A 15,368-nucleotide genomic window follows, 5' to 3' on the forward strand; every position below is an offset into this window, starting at 1 on the left:
GCGCACACAATCACGCCATGAGCGACACACCGACCTCTCCGTTTTCGGCCCACGACCAGGTGGCGATGGCCCAGGCGCTGACCTGGGCCGAGCTGGGCATCGGGCTGACCGATCCCAATCCGCGGGTGGGCTGCGTCATCAGCGACGGCCGCGGGCGTGTCCTCGGCGCCGGCCACACCCAGCAGGCCGGCGGCCCGCACGCCGAGGTCATGGCCTTGCGCGCAGCCCAGGCCGATGGGCACGACGTGCGCGGCGCAACCGTCCACGTCACGCTGGAGCCCTGCGCGCACCACGGCCGCACGCCGCCCTGCACCGACGCGCTGATCGCCGCGGGTGTGGGCCGGGTCGTTGCCGCCGTGCTGGACCCGAATCCGCTGGTCGCCGGGCAGGGACTGGCGCGGCTGCAGGCGGCCGGCATCATCGTCGCCCACGGACTGATGGCCGACGCGGCGCGCGAACTGAACATCGGCTTTTTCTCGCGCATGTTGCGCGGGCGGCCCTGGGTGCGGCTGAAGGTGGCCGCGAGCCTCGATGGCCGCACCGCGCTGCCCGATGGCACCAGCCAGTGGATCACCGGCCCGCAGGCCCGTGCTGACGGCCACGCGTGGCGCCGCCGCGCAGGGGCCGTGCTGACCGGCATCGGCACCGTGCGCGAGGACGACCCGCGCCTGGACGTCCGCCTGGTGCCCACGGCGCGCCAGCCGCTGCGCGTGGTGCTCGACGCCCGGCTCGACACGCCACCGACCGCCCGGCTGCTGGAGGCGCCCGGCGAGGTGCTGCTGGTCTGCGCCGCCGCTGCGCTGAACAACCCGCGGGCGTCGGCGCTGGCCCGCTCGAATGTCACCTTGCAGCCGGTCGCGACCGACACGAACGGCTGGATCGACCTGCCCGCCGTGCTCGACGCCCTCGGCCAGCGCGGCGTGAACGAGCTGCACATCGAGGCCGGTCAGCACCTCAACGGCAGCTTCGTGCGCGCCGGACTGGTGGACGAATATTTGGTCTATCTGGCGCCCCGGCTGCTTGGCGCCGGGCGCGACATGGCCGCCTTCGGGCCGCTGGCGCAGATCGCCGACGCCCCGCCGCTGGTCTTCACCGACCTCACCCGCGTCGGTGCGGATGTGCGACTGATGGCACGGTCTGCAACGGCATTCGGCTCACCGGCCTGAGCCGCCTACAATCGCGGGATGCCGATTTCACCCATTCCCGAGCTGGTTGCCGAGCTGGCGGCCGGTCGCATGATCATCCTGGTGGACGAAGAAGACCGGGAAAACGAAGGCGATCTGGTCTTTGCCTCCGATCTGGTCACTCCCGAAGCCATCAATTTCATGGCCCGTTACGGCCGCGGACTGATCTGCCTGACGCTCACCCGCGAGCGTTGCGAATACCTGCAACTGCCGCCGATGGCTGCCCGCAACGGCACCAAGCACAGCACCGCGTTCACTGTCTCGATCGAGGCTGCCACCGGTGTCACCACCGGCATCTCGGCCGCGGACCGCGCCCGCACGGTGCAGGTGGCGGTCGCCCGCGACAGCGTGCCGCGTGACCTGGTGCAGCCCGGCCACATCTTCCCGCTGCAGGCGCAGGACGGTGGCGTGCTCATGCGCGCCGGCCACACCGAGGCGGGCTGCGACCTGGCCCGCATGGCCGGGCTGTCGCCGTCGGCCGTGATCTGCGAGATCATGAAGGACGACGGCACGATGGCCCGCCTGCCGGACCTGCAGGAGTTCGCCCGCGAGCACAACATCAAGATCGGCACCATCGCCGACCTGATCACCTACCGCAGCGGCAACGAGTCGCTGATCGAGTGCCTGCACCAGGACCGGCTGACGACGCCCTGGGGCGCCTTCGACAGCCGCGTCTACCGCGACCGCACCGGACAGGTCCACCTCGCATTGAGCGCAGGGAGCTGGTCCGACGAGGACGAGGTGCTGGTGCGCGTCCACGAGCCGCTGTCGGTGATGGACCTGCTGGACATCGGCCGCGCGCGCCACTCCTGGTCGCTGCCGCAGGCGCTGACCACGCTGCAGGAGAACGGCCGCGGTGTGGCCGTGCTGCTCAACGTGGCGCAGGACGCGCAGGCACTGCTCGGCGTTGCGCTGCCGCAGACCGGCGAGCCGCCGCGCGCCACGATGGACCTGCGCACCTACGGCGTCGGCGCGCAGATCCTGCGGGACCTGGGCATTCGCCGCATGAAGCTCCTCAGCAACCAGCGCCGCATGCCCAGCATGGTCGGCTACGGCCTAGAAGTCACCGGTTTCATGCCGGTGGCGGGTTAACCCAAGGAACACCACCATGCAAGGCGCAGACAAGGGCACGACACCCCGCCTCGACGGGAGCGACCTCCGGGTGGCGATCGTCCAGGCCCGCTTCAATGCGGCCATCACCGACGCGCTCGCCGAGCACTGCACGAACGAGCTGGTGCTGCTCGGCGTGGAACGCAAGCACATCCGCCATGTCGGCGTGCCCGGCGCGCTGGAAGTGGCCATCGCGCTGCAGGCGCTCGCCGAGTCGGACGACTACGACGCCCTGATCGCGCTGGGCTGCATCATCCGCGGTGAGACCTACCACTTCGAACTGGTCGCCAACGAGAGCGGTGCGGCGATCACCCGCGTGTCGCTCGACCATGGCGTACCGATCGCCAACGCCATCCTCACGGTCGAAAACGACGCCCAGGCCTGGGCACGCACCGAAGAGAAAGGCCGCGACGCCGCCCGCGTTGCCGTCGAAATGGCCAATTTGCTGGAAGACCTGACTTGAACCCGACCCCAAAACCCCGCCAAGACACGTCCAGCACGACCGGACCGGGAGCCGCACGTCCCAAATCCGCCCGCCGCCGCTCCCGTGAACTGGCGCTGCAGGGCCTGTATGAATGGCAGATCAGCCGCGCCGACATCAGCGTCGTGCGCTCGCACATGCGCGAGCAGGACGAGTTCAGCAAGTGCGACAACGCAATGTTCGACGCCCTGCTCCAAGGCTGCATCGAGCAAGCCCCCGCGTTGGACAGCCTGCTGACGCCACACCTCGACCGTCCGATCGCCGAGCTGTCGCCGATCGAGCACGGCGTATTGATGATTGGCCTGTACGAACTGCAGCACTGCCTGGATGTGCCCTACCGGGTGGCCATCAATGAGGCGGTCGAGCTGACCAAGTCGTTCGGCGGCACCGACGGCCACAAATATGTCAATGGCGTGCTCGACAAGGCCGCCGTGGACCTGCGTCCCGCCGAAGTGGCCGCCCAGCGGCTGGCCCGCTCGGCTTCCCGCGCCGAATGAGCCTGCGCCCCGTGCCGTTGACGCCCGATCCGCTGCGCCTGGCGCAGCGCGTGGCCGGCATCGAACCGTTCTGGGTGATGGAGTGTGCCAAGGCGGCCGACGCCATCGCTCGAACCCCGGCATGCGACCCGGCGCAGGGTGGCGAGCGGATGATCTACCTGAACATCGGCGAGCCGGACGAGACGGCGCCCCGCGCGGTGGTCGCTGCCGCGCAGGCCTGCCTGGACGCTGGCCGCACCCAGTACACCCACGCCGTCGGTCTGCCCGCACTGCGCCGGGCGTTGTCGGACTGGTACGCCAGCCGCTGGGGTGTCCAGGTCGATCCCGGCCGCATCGTGGTGACCGCGGGCGCTTCGGCGGCGTTGCAGTTGCTGTGCACCGCGCTGGTCGAGCCGGGCGACGAATTCCTGATGCCGGACCCCTGCTACCCCTGCAACCGCCACTTCGTGACGGCCTCGGGCGGCACGGCGCGGCTGATCCCGACCACGCCGGCGCAGCGCTTCCAGCTCGACGCCGCTTCGGTCGCCGCAGCCTGGGGGCCAGCGACCCGTGGCGTGATGCTGGCGTCGCCGTCGAACCCGACCGGCACTTCGGTGCCAGCCGAGACGCTGGCGGGCATCGTGGAGGTCGTGCGCGCCCGTGGTGGCATCACCATCGTGGACGAGATCTACCTCGGCCTGAGCTATGACGGCGACGCGCGCACCGCGCTGTCGCTGGGCGACGATGTGCTGGTGGTCAACAGCTTCTCGAAGTACTTCGGCATGACGGGCTGGCGCCTGGGCTGGCTGGTGCTGCCTGAAGCGCTGGTGCCGCCGATCGAGAAACTGGTGCAGAACCTCTACATCTGCGCGTCCGCCATCGCACAGCAGGCGGCGCTGGCCTGCTTCACGCCTGAAACACTGGCCGTGTGCGAGGAGCGCCGCGCCACGATGAAAGCCCGCCGCGACTTCATCGTGCCTGCGTTGAATGCGCTCGGGCTGACGGTGCCGGTACAGCCGGATGGGGCCTTCTACGTCTGGTTCGACGTGACCGCCCACGCACCGGACAGCTGGCAGTTCTGTTTCGACATGATGGAGCGCGCCCACATCGCGCTGACCCCAGGCCGCGACTTCGGCCACGCCGAGACGGGCCGCTACGCGCGGCTGTCCTTCGCCAGCGCGATGGACGACCTGCGCGAGGCCGTGCAGCGCCTGCAGCGCGTGCTGGGACACTGACGGATCCGGGCCTACCCAGCGCCGCCACTGCCCATGACCCGCCTGATGACCCCGACGATTCGAACGCCCGACGCCACCCGCGCTGAACTGGGCGTTGACACGGACGTCCTCGGCCTGTGGCTGCCCACCAGCCCTGGCGATCTGCCCGATGCCAGCGACGGCACGCCGCCCGACAGCCGGCTCTTCGAGCAGCGGATCGACGAGGCACTGCAGGTTCCCGGGCGGCGCCGCACCGCCGCACCGACCATCGACGGGCGTCAGCTGCAGGGGGACACCGACTTCCCGGTCGACAGTGGCGAGATGGGGCGCTATGTGCTGGAGCGTCCGCTCGGCGCGGGTGGTCTCGGGACCGTCTGGGCCGCCTACGACACCGTGCTGGCCCGCCGCGTGGCCGTGAAAACCTTGCCACTGGCGGTGCCGGACCCTGAACGCGCACGCCTGACCGAGCGCGTGCTCGACGAAGCCCGCGCCGCCGCTCGCCTCAGCCACGCCCACATCGTCACCGTGCATGACGCCGGAGTCAGTCCGGAAGGCGCCTACATCGCGATGGAGCTGCTGCGCGGCAAGGACCTGTCGCAGATGCTGCGCACGGGCTGGCGCCCGACGGCCGAGCAGGCCGCGCTGATCGTGCGCCGGGTCGCCGACGCGCTGAGCTACGCGCATGGCAAGGGCGTGGTCCACCGCGACATCAAGCCCGCCAATATTTTCATGGTCGGGCGCACGCGGCCGGTGGTGCTCGATTTCGGCATCGCCCAGTTGTTGCACCAGACCGAAGCGGTGAGCGGGCCGGCGCTGGGGTCACCGTTCTATGCCGCGCCCGAGCAGTTCGAGGGCCGCGAGTGCGGGCCGCGCACCGATGTGTACTCCCTGGGGGTCGTGCTCTACGAATTGCTCACCGGTCACCGGCCCTACGGCGGCACCTCGCTCGCGGAGATCCGTGCCGCGGTGCGTGCGGCACGACCGCGACCGCCCCGTGACCACAACCCGGACATTCCCGCCCCGCTGGCCGCGATCGCGCTGCAGGCCATCAGCCTCGACCCGGAACAGCGCCAGCGCACTGCCGGCACAGTCGCCCGCGAGTTGCGCGCCTGGCTGGCCACGCAGACGCAGACCGGCTCGGACACCGATCCAGTCACGACCCCGACGGTGCCGCTGCGGACAACAGACCGCGACCCACTCCCCACACTCCCCGGCGCCCTGCCCGACCGCCGGCCCTACCCGATGAAGGAGCGCCCGAGCTGGATCCTCAGCACGCTGCTCGCGGGTGTGCTCATCCTGCTGCTGCTGGTGGTGGCGATGCTGTGGACGACCACCTGAACACCCACACGGACACCCCCATGGCCGACCCGCTGTTCCGCTGGCCCCTGCGCATCTACTGGGAAGACACCGACGCCGGCGGCGTGGTGTTCTACGCCAATTACCTGAAGTTCTTCGAGCGCGGTCGCACCGAGTGGCTGCGCCATCTCGGCGTGTCGCAGGAAGCCCTGCGCCGCGACGAGGGCGTGATGTTCGTCGTCAGTGACACGGCGGTGCGCTACCTGCGTCCGGCACGGCTGGACGACGAGGTCGTCGTCACCCTGCGGCTGGCCGAGTCCGGCAAGGCCAGCCTCGCGCTCGACCAGCAGGCGCTGCGTGGCGGCGACGTGCTGGCCGAAGGCCGCATCCGCATCGGCTGCGTGGACGCACGCACACTGCGTCCACGCCGCATTCCCCCCAACATCCTCGCCTCCATCGGACTCGCATGAACCAGGACCTGAATATCCTGCAACTGATCCTCCACGCCAGCGTGGTGGTGCAACTCGTGATGGCCATCCTGCTGATCGTGTCGCTGGCCAGCTGGGCGGTGATCTTCGGCAAGATCGTCGGGCTGAAGAAGGTGAGCCAGGGCAACGAACAGTTCGAGCGCGACTTCTGGTCCGGCCGCCACGTCAACGACCTCTACCAGCAGAGCGAGCGCAACGCGCAGCACGCCGCGCCGATGGAGCGCATCTTCACCGCCGGCATGCGCGAGTTCCTGAAGCTGCGCGAGCGCAAGGTCAGCGATGGCGGTGCGCTGCTGGACGGCGCCCGCCGCGCCATGCGGGCGAGCTGCCAGCGCGAGCTGGACGTCGTCGAATCGCACCTGTCGTTTCTCGCCACCGTCGGCTCGGTGTCGCCCTACGTCGGCCTGTTCGGCACGGTCTGGGGGATCATGCACGCCTTCACCGGGCTGGCGAACCTGCAGCAGGTCTCGCTGTCCACCGTGGCGCCCGGCATTGCCGAGGCACTGGTGGCCACCGCCATCGGCCTGTTCGCCGCCATCCCGGCCGTGATCGCCTACAACCGCTTCGCCCGCGACATCGACCGCATCGCCATGCAGCAGGACAACTTCATGGAAGAGTTCTCCAACATCCTCGCGCGCAACGCCAACCAGTCACCTTCGGCCGGCGCTGCAGCCCCTGTCCCGGTGTCCGCACCGGGCCGGTTCTGACATGTCCGCCGTGAGCCGCCGCGGCGCCAGTCGCCGCCGCACCATCAGCGAGATCAACATGGTGCCCTTCATCGACGTGATGCTGGTGCTGCTGATCATCTTCATGGTGAGCGCGCCGCTGATGACCCCCGGCGTGATCGACCTGCCGACCGTCGGCCAGGCGCAGCGGCAGCCCGATCGCATCGTCGAGGTGCAACTCGATGCGGGCGAGCTGCTGCGCATCAAGGTCGATGGCAAGGCAGACGCCGGCAACCCGGACTCCGAGGGCGAGCGCATCGCGCTGCCGCAGCTCGCCAAGCGCATCCAGGCGCTGCAGAACGGATCCTCGCAGACGCCGGTCATCATTTCCGCCGACAAGGGCGTGAAATACGAAGCCGTCGTCAAGGTGATGGACGCGCTGCAGAAGGCCGGCATCGCCCGGGTCGGACTGGCCGTGCGCACGACCGGGGCCTGAGCGACGATGGCCCGTCCGACTCCGCTGTCACCGCCCGAGGACACTCCGCGCGATCCCGTGCGCCATCCTCCGTCCGCGGACAGCCTGCGCCTGGGCACGACGGTCGCGCTGCTCGCGCACGTCGGGCTGATTGCCGCGCTCGCCTATGGCGTGGCGTGGAAGCGCCAGGAGATCGCCACGGTCAGCGCCGAGCTGTGGTCGGCTGTGCCGCAGCAGGCGGCGCCCGCAGCGCCCCCGCCTCGGCCCGCGCCCCCGCCTGCGCCGGTCGTCAAGCCCGCCCCCCAGCCTCCGCCTCCTGCCGCCGCGCCCAAGGTAGTCGAGCCGCCGCCCGCCCCGCGCGAAGCCGACATTGCCCGCGAGAAGGCGGACAAGCGCCGACGCGAGGCCGAGGAAGCGGAGAAGCAGGCCCGGCTCGACAAGGCGGACAAGAAAGAAGCCTCCCGCAAGGAGGCAGAACTGAAGGAAGCCGAGCGCAAGGCCGCGACCAAGGCAGCGGAGAAAGCCGCCGCCGCGGAGAAGGTCAAGGATGCGGCGCAGCAGGAGAAAACCGCCAAGTCCCGCGAGGACAACCTCCGGCGCCTGCAGAAGCAGCTCGGCGACGGCAGCGATGCCCCCGCTCCTGGCGCCACACCGGGCGCCGGTGCAGCGGCACAGTCCTCCGGCCCATCCGCAGGTTACGCCGGCCGCCTGCGCGCCTACCTCAAGCCCAAGCTGGTCTACACCGGCCGCAACATCGGCTCGACGCCCGCCGTGGTGCGGGTGCGGGTCGCGCCGGACGGCACCATCATCTCGCGCGAGCTGATCAAGTCCAGCGGCCAGGCCGATTGGGACCAGGCCGTGCTCGACGCGATCGACCGCGCGGGCGTCGTGCCGCGCGACACCGACAACCGGGTTCCGCCGGTCATCGACATCCCCTGGACCGCATCGGAACGCTGACGACCCCCCTATGCCCACCCTGCCTGCCACCCCGATTTCCATCATCCACAACGAACTGGCCTCGCGATTCGAAACCACGGTGGACGGTCAACTCTGCGTGGCCGCGTACCGCCGCAGCCCCGGCGTGGTGGACCTGAACCACACCGGCGTGCCCTCGGCACTGGGAGGCCGGGGCATCGCTGCTGCGCTGGTGCACGAGGCGCTGACCTGGGTGGCGGCCGAAGGGCTGGCAGTGCGACCGTCGTGTTCGTATGTGCGGGTCTATCTGCGCCGACACCCCGAATTGTCCTTGCGCCAGGCGGACTGAGGGGCGCGAAAACCGCAGCGCAGTCAGGCCCGCAGGTCGATCACCTTGACCCGCACCATGCGCTCCTTGTCGCCGCGGCGCACGGTCAGGTCCACCGTCGCGTTGATGCCCGCACGCTCCAGTTCGCCGACGAACGTGGACAGCGTCTGCACCGGCTTGCCGTTGACGCCGACGATCACGTCACCGAGATCACCGGTCTGCGGGTTGTAGGGCACCAGCCCGGCCGAGGAAGCGGGTGTGCCACGCCCGACCGCCCCCAGCACCACACCCGAGATCCCCGCCCGCGACACCTGGTCCGGCGAGATCGGCGTGACGCCAATGCCCGGCAGCGGCGCGTGGCCGCGGTTGATCAGCGACGGCACCACCCGGTTCACCAGATCGACCGGAATCGCAAACCCGATGCCCGACGAGCTGCCGCTGGTCGAGCGGATCGCCGAGTTCACGCCGATCAGCCGCCCCGCACTGTCCAGCAGCGGCCCGCCCGAGTTGCCAGGATTGATCGCGGCGTCGGTCTGGATCACACCGGCCACCTCGCGGAAGTTCGCCGTCGGCAGCTCCCGGTCCAGTGCGCTGACGAGGCCCTTGGTCAGCGTGCGCTGCAGGCCGAAGGGGTTGCCGATGGTGTAGACGGTTTGTCCGATGCGCAGGTCGCGCGAGCTGCCCACCGGCACCGGGCGCAGGTTCTTGGGCACCACCTTCAGGCGCAGCACGGCGAGGTCGTACTCGGCCGCCCCACCGATCGGCTCCGCCTCGATCGGCTTGCCGGCGTCCAGCCGCACGAAGACCTTGCGCGCGTCCTTGACGACGTGGAAGTTGGTGACGATGTGGCCGGCGCTGTCCCAGACGAAGCCCGAACCCGCCCCCTGGCTGACCTCCGCGCCACCGAAGTTGCCGCGCTGCACCGTCTCGGTGGTGATGTAGGCAACGGAAGGCGCGGACTGTTCGAACAGGTTCACCACCGCCTGCTCGTCCGCCAGCAGCGCACCCCGGCTGGCCACGGGTCGCGGGCCGGCCGCAGTCTCCTCGCGCCCGCACGCCACCAAGGGGCAGACCAGCGCCAGCAACAAGCACCAGCGGGCAGGGTGTGCGTGACCGTTGTTCATCATGGAGTGTCCAATCTCAGGCGGGAACCGATGTTTGACTTGCATTTTGTCACCAGTGCGGCGGGTATCCTCGGTCCCATGCACACACCTGTTTCGGCCGCCCGGCCCCTCCCCTTCTGATGCGCGGCGGCATCGTGCAGGCGTCGCTCGCCTATGTGATCTGGGGACTGTTTCCGCTGTATTTCCGGCTGCTGCACGGTGTCGTGGCGCTCGAAGTGCTGGCACACCGGGTCGTGTGGTCGCTGGTGTTCCTGCTGGGTGTGCTGACCGTGCGGCGGCAGTGGGACTGGCTCGGGCCGGCGCTGCGCAACCGGCGGGTGCTCGGGCTGTTCCTGGCGTCGTCGGCGCTGATCGCCACCAACTGGTACGTCTACATCTGGGCGATCGGCCATGGCCGCGTGGTGGACGCGAGCCTGGGTTACTTCATCACGCCGCTGGTCAATGTGCTGACGGGCTGGCTGGTGCTGAAGGAGCGGTTGCGGCCGGTGCAATGGGCGGCGGTGGTGACAGCAGCCGTGGGCGTCGCCTGGCTGACCTGGGCGCAGGGCACGCCGCCATGGATCGCGCTGGTGCTGGCGGCGAGCTTTTCCACCTACGGCCTGCTGCGCAAGACGGCCACGCTCGGCGCCCTGGAAGGGCTGACCCTGGAGACGCTGCTGCTCGGGCCGATCGCGCTGGCGGGCCTCGGCTGGGCGATCACGCAAGGGCACGCGGTATTCCCTGGTGCGACACTTGACCTGCAAGGACTGCTGGTGCTCACCGGGCCGCTCACCGCCGTGCCGCTGCTGCTGTTCGCGGCCGGAGCGCGGCGCATCCCGCTGAGCCTGCTCGGCATGCTGCAGTACATCGGGCCGACGATCCAGCTCGCGCTCGGCGTGTGGCTGTTCCATGAACCCTTTGCGGGTGCGCGGGCGCAGGGCTTTGCCATCATCTGGGCAGCGTGCGCGCTGTTCAGTGCCGAACTCTGGTGGCGCAGCCGCCAATCCGCCACGATGTGACCCCATGAGCACACTGCCCCAACCCCTGATGCGCCACACCGGCACCGCGCTGCTGCGGGTGCGCTCCGCCCTGATCTCGCTCAAGGAGATGCTGATCACGGGCGGCCCCGTGCTGCTGCTGGCGGTGGGCCTGGTGTGGATGGCCTACACCATGCTCGATCCCAACCCGCCGCGGCGCATGGTGCTGGCCACCGGTACCGCGCAGGGCGCGTATTCCGAGTTCGGCCAGCGCTACCGGCAGGCGCTGGAAAAGCACGGCATCGAGGTCGTGCTCAAACCGACGCAGGGCTCGCTGGAGAACCTGCAACTGCTCAAGAGTGGCGAGGTGGACGCCGCCTTCGTGCAGGGTGGCTCCGACGAGGTGCAGCTCGGCGACGAGGCGCCGGACGACACGCTGCTGAGCCTGGGCAGCCTGTTCCGCGAGCCGGTCTGGGTGTTTTACCGCGACGACACCGCCAAGGCCAAACTCGGCCGCGAGACGCTCGACAGCCTGTCGCAGATGGCCGGCTGGCGGCTCAACGTGGGCCAGGATGGCAGTGGCGTGACCAACCTGATGCGCCGCCTGCTCGACGCCAACGGACTCGATACCGCCTCCATGCCGCTAACCCGGCTGGCCACCACCCCCGCCGTCATGGCCCTGCTGGCCGGCGAGATCGACGCGATGGCGATGGTCTCGGCGCCGGAATCGCCGATCGTGCGGATGCTGCTGATCACGCCGGGCGTGCGGCTGCTGGACTTCGCGCAGGCGGAGGCCTATGCGCGGCGCGTGCCGCAGGTGTCGCCGGTCGGGCTGCCGCGGGGCGTGGTCGATCTGGCGAAGGATTTGCCGGCGCAGGACGTGCGGCTGGTGGCGGCGACCGCGATGCTGGTGGTGCGCGACGACACGCACCCCGCCTTGCAGCAGTTGCTGGTGCAGGCCGCCCGCAAGATCCACGGCGAACCCAACTGGTTCCAGTCCAAGGGCGAGTTCCCCAAGGGAGTCGGCGGCGACTACCCACTGGCCCCTGAAGCCCAGCGCTTCTATGCCTCGGGTGAGCCGATGCTGCAGCGCCATGTGAGCTTCTGGATGGCCAATCTGGTGGACCGGATGTGGGTGGTGCTGGTGTCGATCATCGCGGTGCTGATTCCGCTCTCAAGGGTGGTGCCACCGCTCTACAACTTCCGCATCCGCTCGCGCATCTTCCGCTGGTACGGCAGCCTGCGCGAGATCGAGCAGCACATCACCGACGGCACCAGCAGCCGCGCCCTGCTCACCAGCGACCTGGACCGCATCGAGGAGCTGGTCGAGCGCCTGCCGGTGCCGCTGTCGTATGCGGACGAGCTGTATTCGCTGCGCAGCCACATCACGCTGGTGCGCCAGCGACTCGACGGGATGCCCGATGCGCCCGTGACCTCTCCGACCTGAACCACACACCGCCATGACGCACGCCCCGATTCCCGAACGCCTCACCCTGCTGCGCGCACGTCTGCAGCACCACGGACTGGCCGCCGTTCTCGTGCCGTCCGCCGATCCGCATCTGTCCGAATACCTGCCCGAACGCTGGCAGGGCCGCGTGCGCTTCTCGGGCTTCACCGGCTCGATGGGCACGCTGGTGGTCACGCCGACCCGCGCCGCTGTCTTTGCCGACAGCCGCTACTGGACGCAAGCCGAAGCCGAGCTGGCCGGCACCACGGTCGAGCTGGTGAAGATCCCCACCGGCGCGGCCACGCACCACCTCGACTGGATTGCGCAGACGCTCGCCCCGGGAGAAGTGCTGGCCGTGGACGCCGCCGTGCTGGGGCTGGCCGCCGCGAAGCAGCTCGGTGAGGCATTGGCCGCTCACGGCATCGTGCTGCGCACCGATCTGGACGTGCTCGACGAGGCGTGGCCGGGCCGGTCGGGGCTGCCCGCTGCGGCGGTCCACGAACACCGCGCCCCGCACGCAGCCGTCTCCCGCGCCGACAAGCTCGCCGCTGTCCGTGCCGCGATGCAGCGGGCAGACGCCACGCACCACCTCGTCTCCACCGTGGACGACATCGCCTGGATCACCAACCTGCGCGGCGCGGACGTGGACTACAACCCCGTCTTCCTCGCCCACCTGCTGATCGACGCCACCGCCACGGCACACCGGGCCACGCTCTTCGTCGGCGCAGGCAAGATCGACGCAGCCCTTCAGGCCCGACTGGCGGCGGACGGCGTGGCGCTGGCCGACTACGCGGACGCGGCCCCGGCACTCGCCCGACTGCCGGCCGGCACCACGCTGCTGGTCGATCCGAAGCGCATCACGCTGGGGCTGCGCCAGGCGGTGCCGGCGGAGGTGCGCGTCGTCGAGGCGATCAACCCGAGCACGCTCGCCAAGAGCCGCAAGACCGCCGCCGAGGCCGCCTTCGTGCGCAAGGCGATGGAGGTGGATGGTGCGGCGATGTGCGCGTTCTACGCCTGGTTCGAAGCGGCCCTCGGCCATGAGGCGATCAGCGAACTGACCATCGACGAGCGCCTGAGCGCGGAGCGGGCGCGCCAGCCAGACTTCGTCTCGCTGAGCTTCCCGACCATCGCCGGCTTCAACGCCAACGGCGCAATGCCGCATTACCGGGCGACCCCCGAATCGTTCGCTTGGATCTCGACGCCGGACGGTCTCGTCGCCGAAGGGCTGCTGCTGATCGACTCCGGCGCGCAGTACCTGGGCGGCACCACCGACATCACCCGCGTCTGGCCCATCGGCACGCCGAGTGCGGCGCAGAAGGCCGACTACACCCGCGTGCTCAAGGGCACGATCAACCTGTCGCGCGCCCGCTTTCCGCTGGGCACGCTGTCACCGCACCTCGACACGCTGGCCCGCGCCCCGCTGTGGGAAGCCGGGCTGGATTTCGGCCACGGCACGGGGCACGGCGTGGGCTACTTCCTGAACGTGCACGAAGGGCCGCAGAGCATCTCGCGGGCGGTGCCGGATGCCTCGATGGCGATGTGGCCCGGCATGATCACCTCGATCGAGCCGGGGCTGTACCGCGACGGCCGCTGGGGCATCCGCATCGAGAACCTGGGGCTGAACGTCTCGGTCGGCGAACCCGACGAGTTTGGCGAGTATCTGGCGTTCGAGACGCTGACCCTCTGCCCGATCGACACGCGCTGCATCGACTTCGGCCTGCTGCGCGAGGATGAGCGGCAATGGCTGAACGGCTACCACGCCGAGGTGCGCCGCCGTCTGGCGCCGCGGCTGTCGGGTGCGGCGCTGGACTGGCTGGTGGCCCGCACCGAAGCCGTCTGAGCGGGCTCAGTAGGTCGTCGAATCGCCGCCGCTGCCGTCGCCACGGTCGTCCGTGCGGCGGCGCATGCGGGCGGCGGCCTGGCGGTTCTCGTCCAGCGTGCCCCAGTCGGCCGAAGGGAACGGCGGGGTCGGCGAGACCTGCTGACCCTTGGCGCGCTGGCGGGCGCTGGCGATGGCGTGGTGGGCGTTCCAGGCGGCTTCCTGGGTCTGCTGCAACATCTGGAAAGCGCTGACCACCTTCTGCAGCCGCTCGGCCTGCAGGCGCAGGGCTTCGGCGGTGGAGGCGCTCTCGGCGGCCATGGTCGCGTTGCTGGCGGTCAGGCGGTCCAGCAGCGCGACATCCTGCTCGGGCAGCACTGCCTGCGCGCTGCCGAGTTGCGGGTGCTGGCGGCGCTGCTCCAGGCAGTCGGTCATGCGCTGCACCGAAACGACGATGGCGTCCATGGTCAGATCCGCATCACGGGCCAGCTGGCCACCGAACTCGACCTTTTCCGCCGAAGCGTGGACCAGCGTCTTGATCTCCTTGGCTGCATTGGCCGCACGCACCGCCAGCGCCCGTACCTCGCCGGCCACCGTCGCGAAGCCTTTGCCCTTCTCGCCAGCCTGCGCCGCCTCCACCGCGGCGTGCAGCGCCAGCAGGTTGGTCTGGAAGGCGATGTTGTCGATCTTGCCGATGATCTCGAAGATTTCGCGGCTGGAGGTGCGGATGTCGTCCATGTTGGCCACGACCTGCGACACCACTTCCCCGCCCCGCTGCGCCGCCGTCACGGCCACGCTGAGCATCTCCTGCGCGGTACGGACAGAGACCTGCAGCGGCTGGTCGCCATCGGCAAAGCTGGGACGGTCGGTCTGCACGCCCAGTGCCTCGGCGCTGTCGGCGAGCGTGGGCGCGGCTCGGGCCGTCACCAGCGCGGCATCCTGCGTGGCGGATTGCAGGCGGCGGCGGATGTCCGTCATCGCCCGCAGCAGGTGGCCGAATTCATCTTGCTGGTGGGCATCGGCCAGATCATGGTCCTCGCCATCGGCGAGGCGCTCGGCGATGTCCACCGCCCGGTCCAGCGGCCACTTGATGCTGTCCACCAGCGTCCAGGCGATGAGCGAGCTGCCCAGCAGCGCCAGCGCACCGAGCGCGCCCAGCAGCAAGGTCCACTGCTGCTGCTGCGATTGGAGCTGTGCAAGCTGTTCTGCGGGCACGTTACCGAGCTGCATCAACTGGACGTAGTTGTCTTGCAGCGCATAGACACCGAACAGCGTCAGCACCAGCATCAGGGCGATCAGGGCACCGAAGCCCAGCCCCAGGCGGGTGACCACGGTCAGATCGGCAAGCAGGCGGCGGGTGTGGTGAAAGGCAAGCATCGGGGGACGGGCT

Annotated in this window: 16 protein-coding genes; 14 read left to right on the forward strand and 2 right to left on the reverse strand. The window is 69.9% G+C overall.

The features are described from left to right. Positions 1-17: 17 nt before the first annotated feature. Genes ribD through RMP06_RS21165 form a run of 11 tightly spaced genes read left to right on the forward strand, consistent with a single transcriptional unit; the run spans position 18 to position 8,653 of the window. The gene (gene ribD, locus RMP06_RS21115) at positions 18-1,166 is read left to right on the forward strand and encodes a bifunctional diaminohydroxyphosphoribosylaminopyrimidine deaminase/5-amino-6-(5-phosphoribosylamino)uracil reductase RibD (RefSeq protein ID WP_310463765.1); all 1,149 of its coding nucleotides are present in this window, start codon (positions 18-20) and stop codon (positions 1,164-1,166) included. A gap of 18 nt (positions 1,167-1,184) precedes the next feature. Continuing rightward, positions 1,185-2,276 carry a bifunctional 3,4-dihydroxy-2-butanone-4-phosphate synthase/GTP cyclohydrolase II gene (gene ribBA / locus RMP06_RS21120; protein WP_310463766.1) on the forward strand — a complete coding sequence of 364 codons (1,092 nt, stop codon included), beginning with the start codon at positions 1,185-1,187 and terminating at the stop codon, positions 2,274-2,276. A gap of 16 nt (positions 2,277-2,292) precedes the next feature. Further along, on the forward strand, positions 2,293-2,757 hold the full coding sequence (ribH, locus tag RMP06_RS21125; RefSeq protein ID WP_310463767.1) for a 6,7-dimethyl-8-ribityllumazine synthase: 465 nt from the start codon (positions 2,293-2,295) through the stop codon (positions 2,755-2,757). Further along, positions 2,754-3,272: a transcription antitermination factor NusB gene (nusB, locus tag RMP06_RS21130; protein WP_310463768.1), complete on the forward strand. Its 519-nt coding sequence runs from the start codon at positions 2,754-2,756 to the stop codon at positions 3,270-3,272. The genes ribH and nusB overlap by 4 nt, the downstream gene beginning before the upstream one ends. A 32-nt stretch (positions 3,273-3,304) precedes the next feature. Then, entirely contained in the window at positions 3,305-4,486 is a 1,182-nt protein-coding gene (locus RMP06_RS21135; protein ID WP_310463794.1) for a pyridoxal phosphate-dependent aminotransferase, read from the forward strand. 33 nt (positions 4,487-4,519) lie between these two features. After that, complete coding sequence (locus RMP06_RS21140) at positions 4,520-5,803, forward strand: serine/threonine-protein kinase (RefSeq protein ID WP_310463769.1); 1,284 nt, start codon at positions 4,520-4,522, stop codon at positions 5,801-5,803. 20 nt (positions 5,804-5,823) lie between these two features. Then, positions 5,824-6,231, forward strand: coding sequence for a tol-pal system-associated acyl-CoA thioesterase (gene ybgC / locus RMP06_RS21145; RefSeq protein WP_310463770.1), 408 nt, complete (start codon positions 5,824-5,826; stop codon positions 6,229-6,231). Continuing rightward, on the forward strand, positions 6,228-6,956 hold the full coding sequence (gene tolQ, locus RMP06_RS21150; RefSeq protein WP_310463771.1) for a protein TolQ: 729 nt from the start codon (positions 6,228-6,230) through the stop codon (positions 6,954-6,956). The genes ybgC and tolQ overlap by 4 nt, the downstream gene beginning before the upstream one ends. Before the next feature lies 1 nt (position 6,957). Further along, complete coding sequence (locus RMP06_RS21155) at positions 6,958-7,410, forward strand: ExbD/TolR family protein (protein WP_310463772.1); 453 nt, start codon at positions 6,958-6,960, stop codon at positions 7,408-7,410. Positions 7,411-7,416: 6 nt separating this feature from the next. Further along, positions 7,417-8,346 carry a cell envelope integrity protein TolA gene (tolA, locus tag RMP06_RS21160; protein WP_310463773.1) on the forward strand — a complete coding sequence of 310 codons (930 nt, stop codon included), beginning with the start codon at positions 7,417-7,419 and terminating at the stop codon, positions 8,344-8,346. Between the two features lie 10 nt (positions 8,347-8,356). Next, entirely contained in the window at positions 8,357-8,653 is a 297-nt protein-coding gene (locus RMP06_RS21165; protein WP_310463774.1) for a GNAT family N-acetyltransferase, read from the forward strand. A gap of 23 nt (positions 8,654-8,676) precedes the next feature. On the opposite strand, the gene RMP06_RS21170 is transcribed toward RMP06_RS21165, so the two are convergent. Further along, positions 8,677-9,756 carry a S1C family serine protease gene (locus RMP06_RS21170; protein ID WP_310463775.1) on the reverse strand — a complete coding sequence of 360 codons (1,080 nt, stop codon included), beginning with the start codon at positions 9,754-9,756 and terminating at the stop codon, positions 8,677-8,679. A gap of 119 nt (positions 9,757-9,875) precedes the next feature. On the opposite strand from RMP06_RS21170, the gene rarD reads away from it, so the two are divergent. Genes rarD through RMP06_RS21185 form a run of 3 tightly spaced genes read left to right on the forward strand, consistent with a single transcriptional unit; the run spans position 9,876 to position 13,999 of the window. Further along, positions 9,876-10,754: an EamA family transporter RarD gene (rarD, locus tag RMP06_RS21175; protein WP_310463776.1), complete on the forward strand. Its 879-nt coding sequence runs from the start codon at positions 9,876-9,878 to the stop codon at positions 10,752-10,754. A gap of 4 nt (positions 10,755-10,758) precedes the next feature. Next, positions 10,759-12,159, forward strand: a complete 1,401-nt coding sequence (locus RMP06_RS21180) for a TAXI family TRAP transporter solute-binding subunit (RefSeq protein WP_310463777.1) — start codon at positions 10,759-10,761, stop codon at positions 12,157-12,159. 13 nt (positions 12,160-12,172) lie between these two features. Beyond that, complete coding sequence (locus RMP06_RS21185) at positions 12,173-13,999, forward strand: M24 family metallopeptidase (protein ID WP_310463778.1); 1,827 nt, start codon at positions 12,173-12,175, stop codon at positions 13,997-13,999. 6 nt (positions 14,000-14,005) lie between these two features. Here the strand turns inward: RMP06_RS21185 and RMP06_RS21190 are convergent, their stop codons facing one another. Continuing rightward, positions 14,006-15,355 (reverse strand): methyl-accepting chemotaxis protein, encoded by a 1,350-nt coding sequence (locus tag RMP06_RS21190; protein ID WP_310463779.1) that lies wholly within the window; start codon positions 15,353-15,355, stop codon positions 14,006-14,008. Positions 15,356-15,368 lie beyond the last annotated feature (13 nt).

The sequence above is a fragment of the Sphaerotilus sp. genome, from assembly GCF_031429695.1.
Classification (GTDB): domain Bacteria; phylum Pseudomonadota; class Gammaproteobacteria; order Burkholderiales; family Burkholderiaceae_C; genus Sphaerotilus.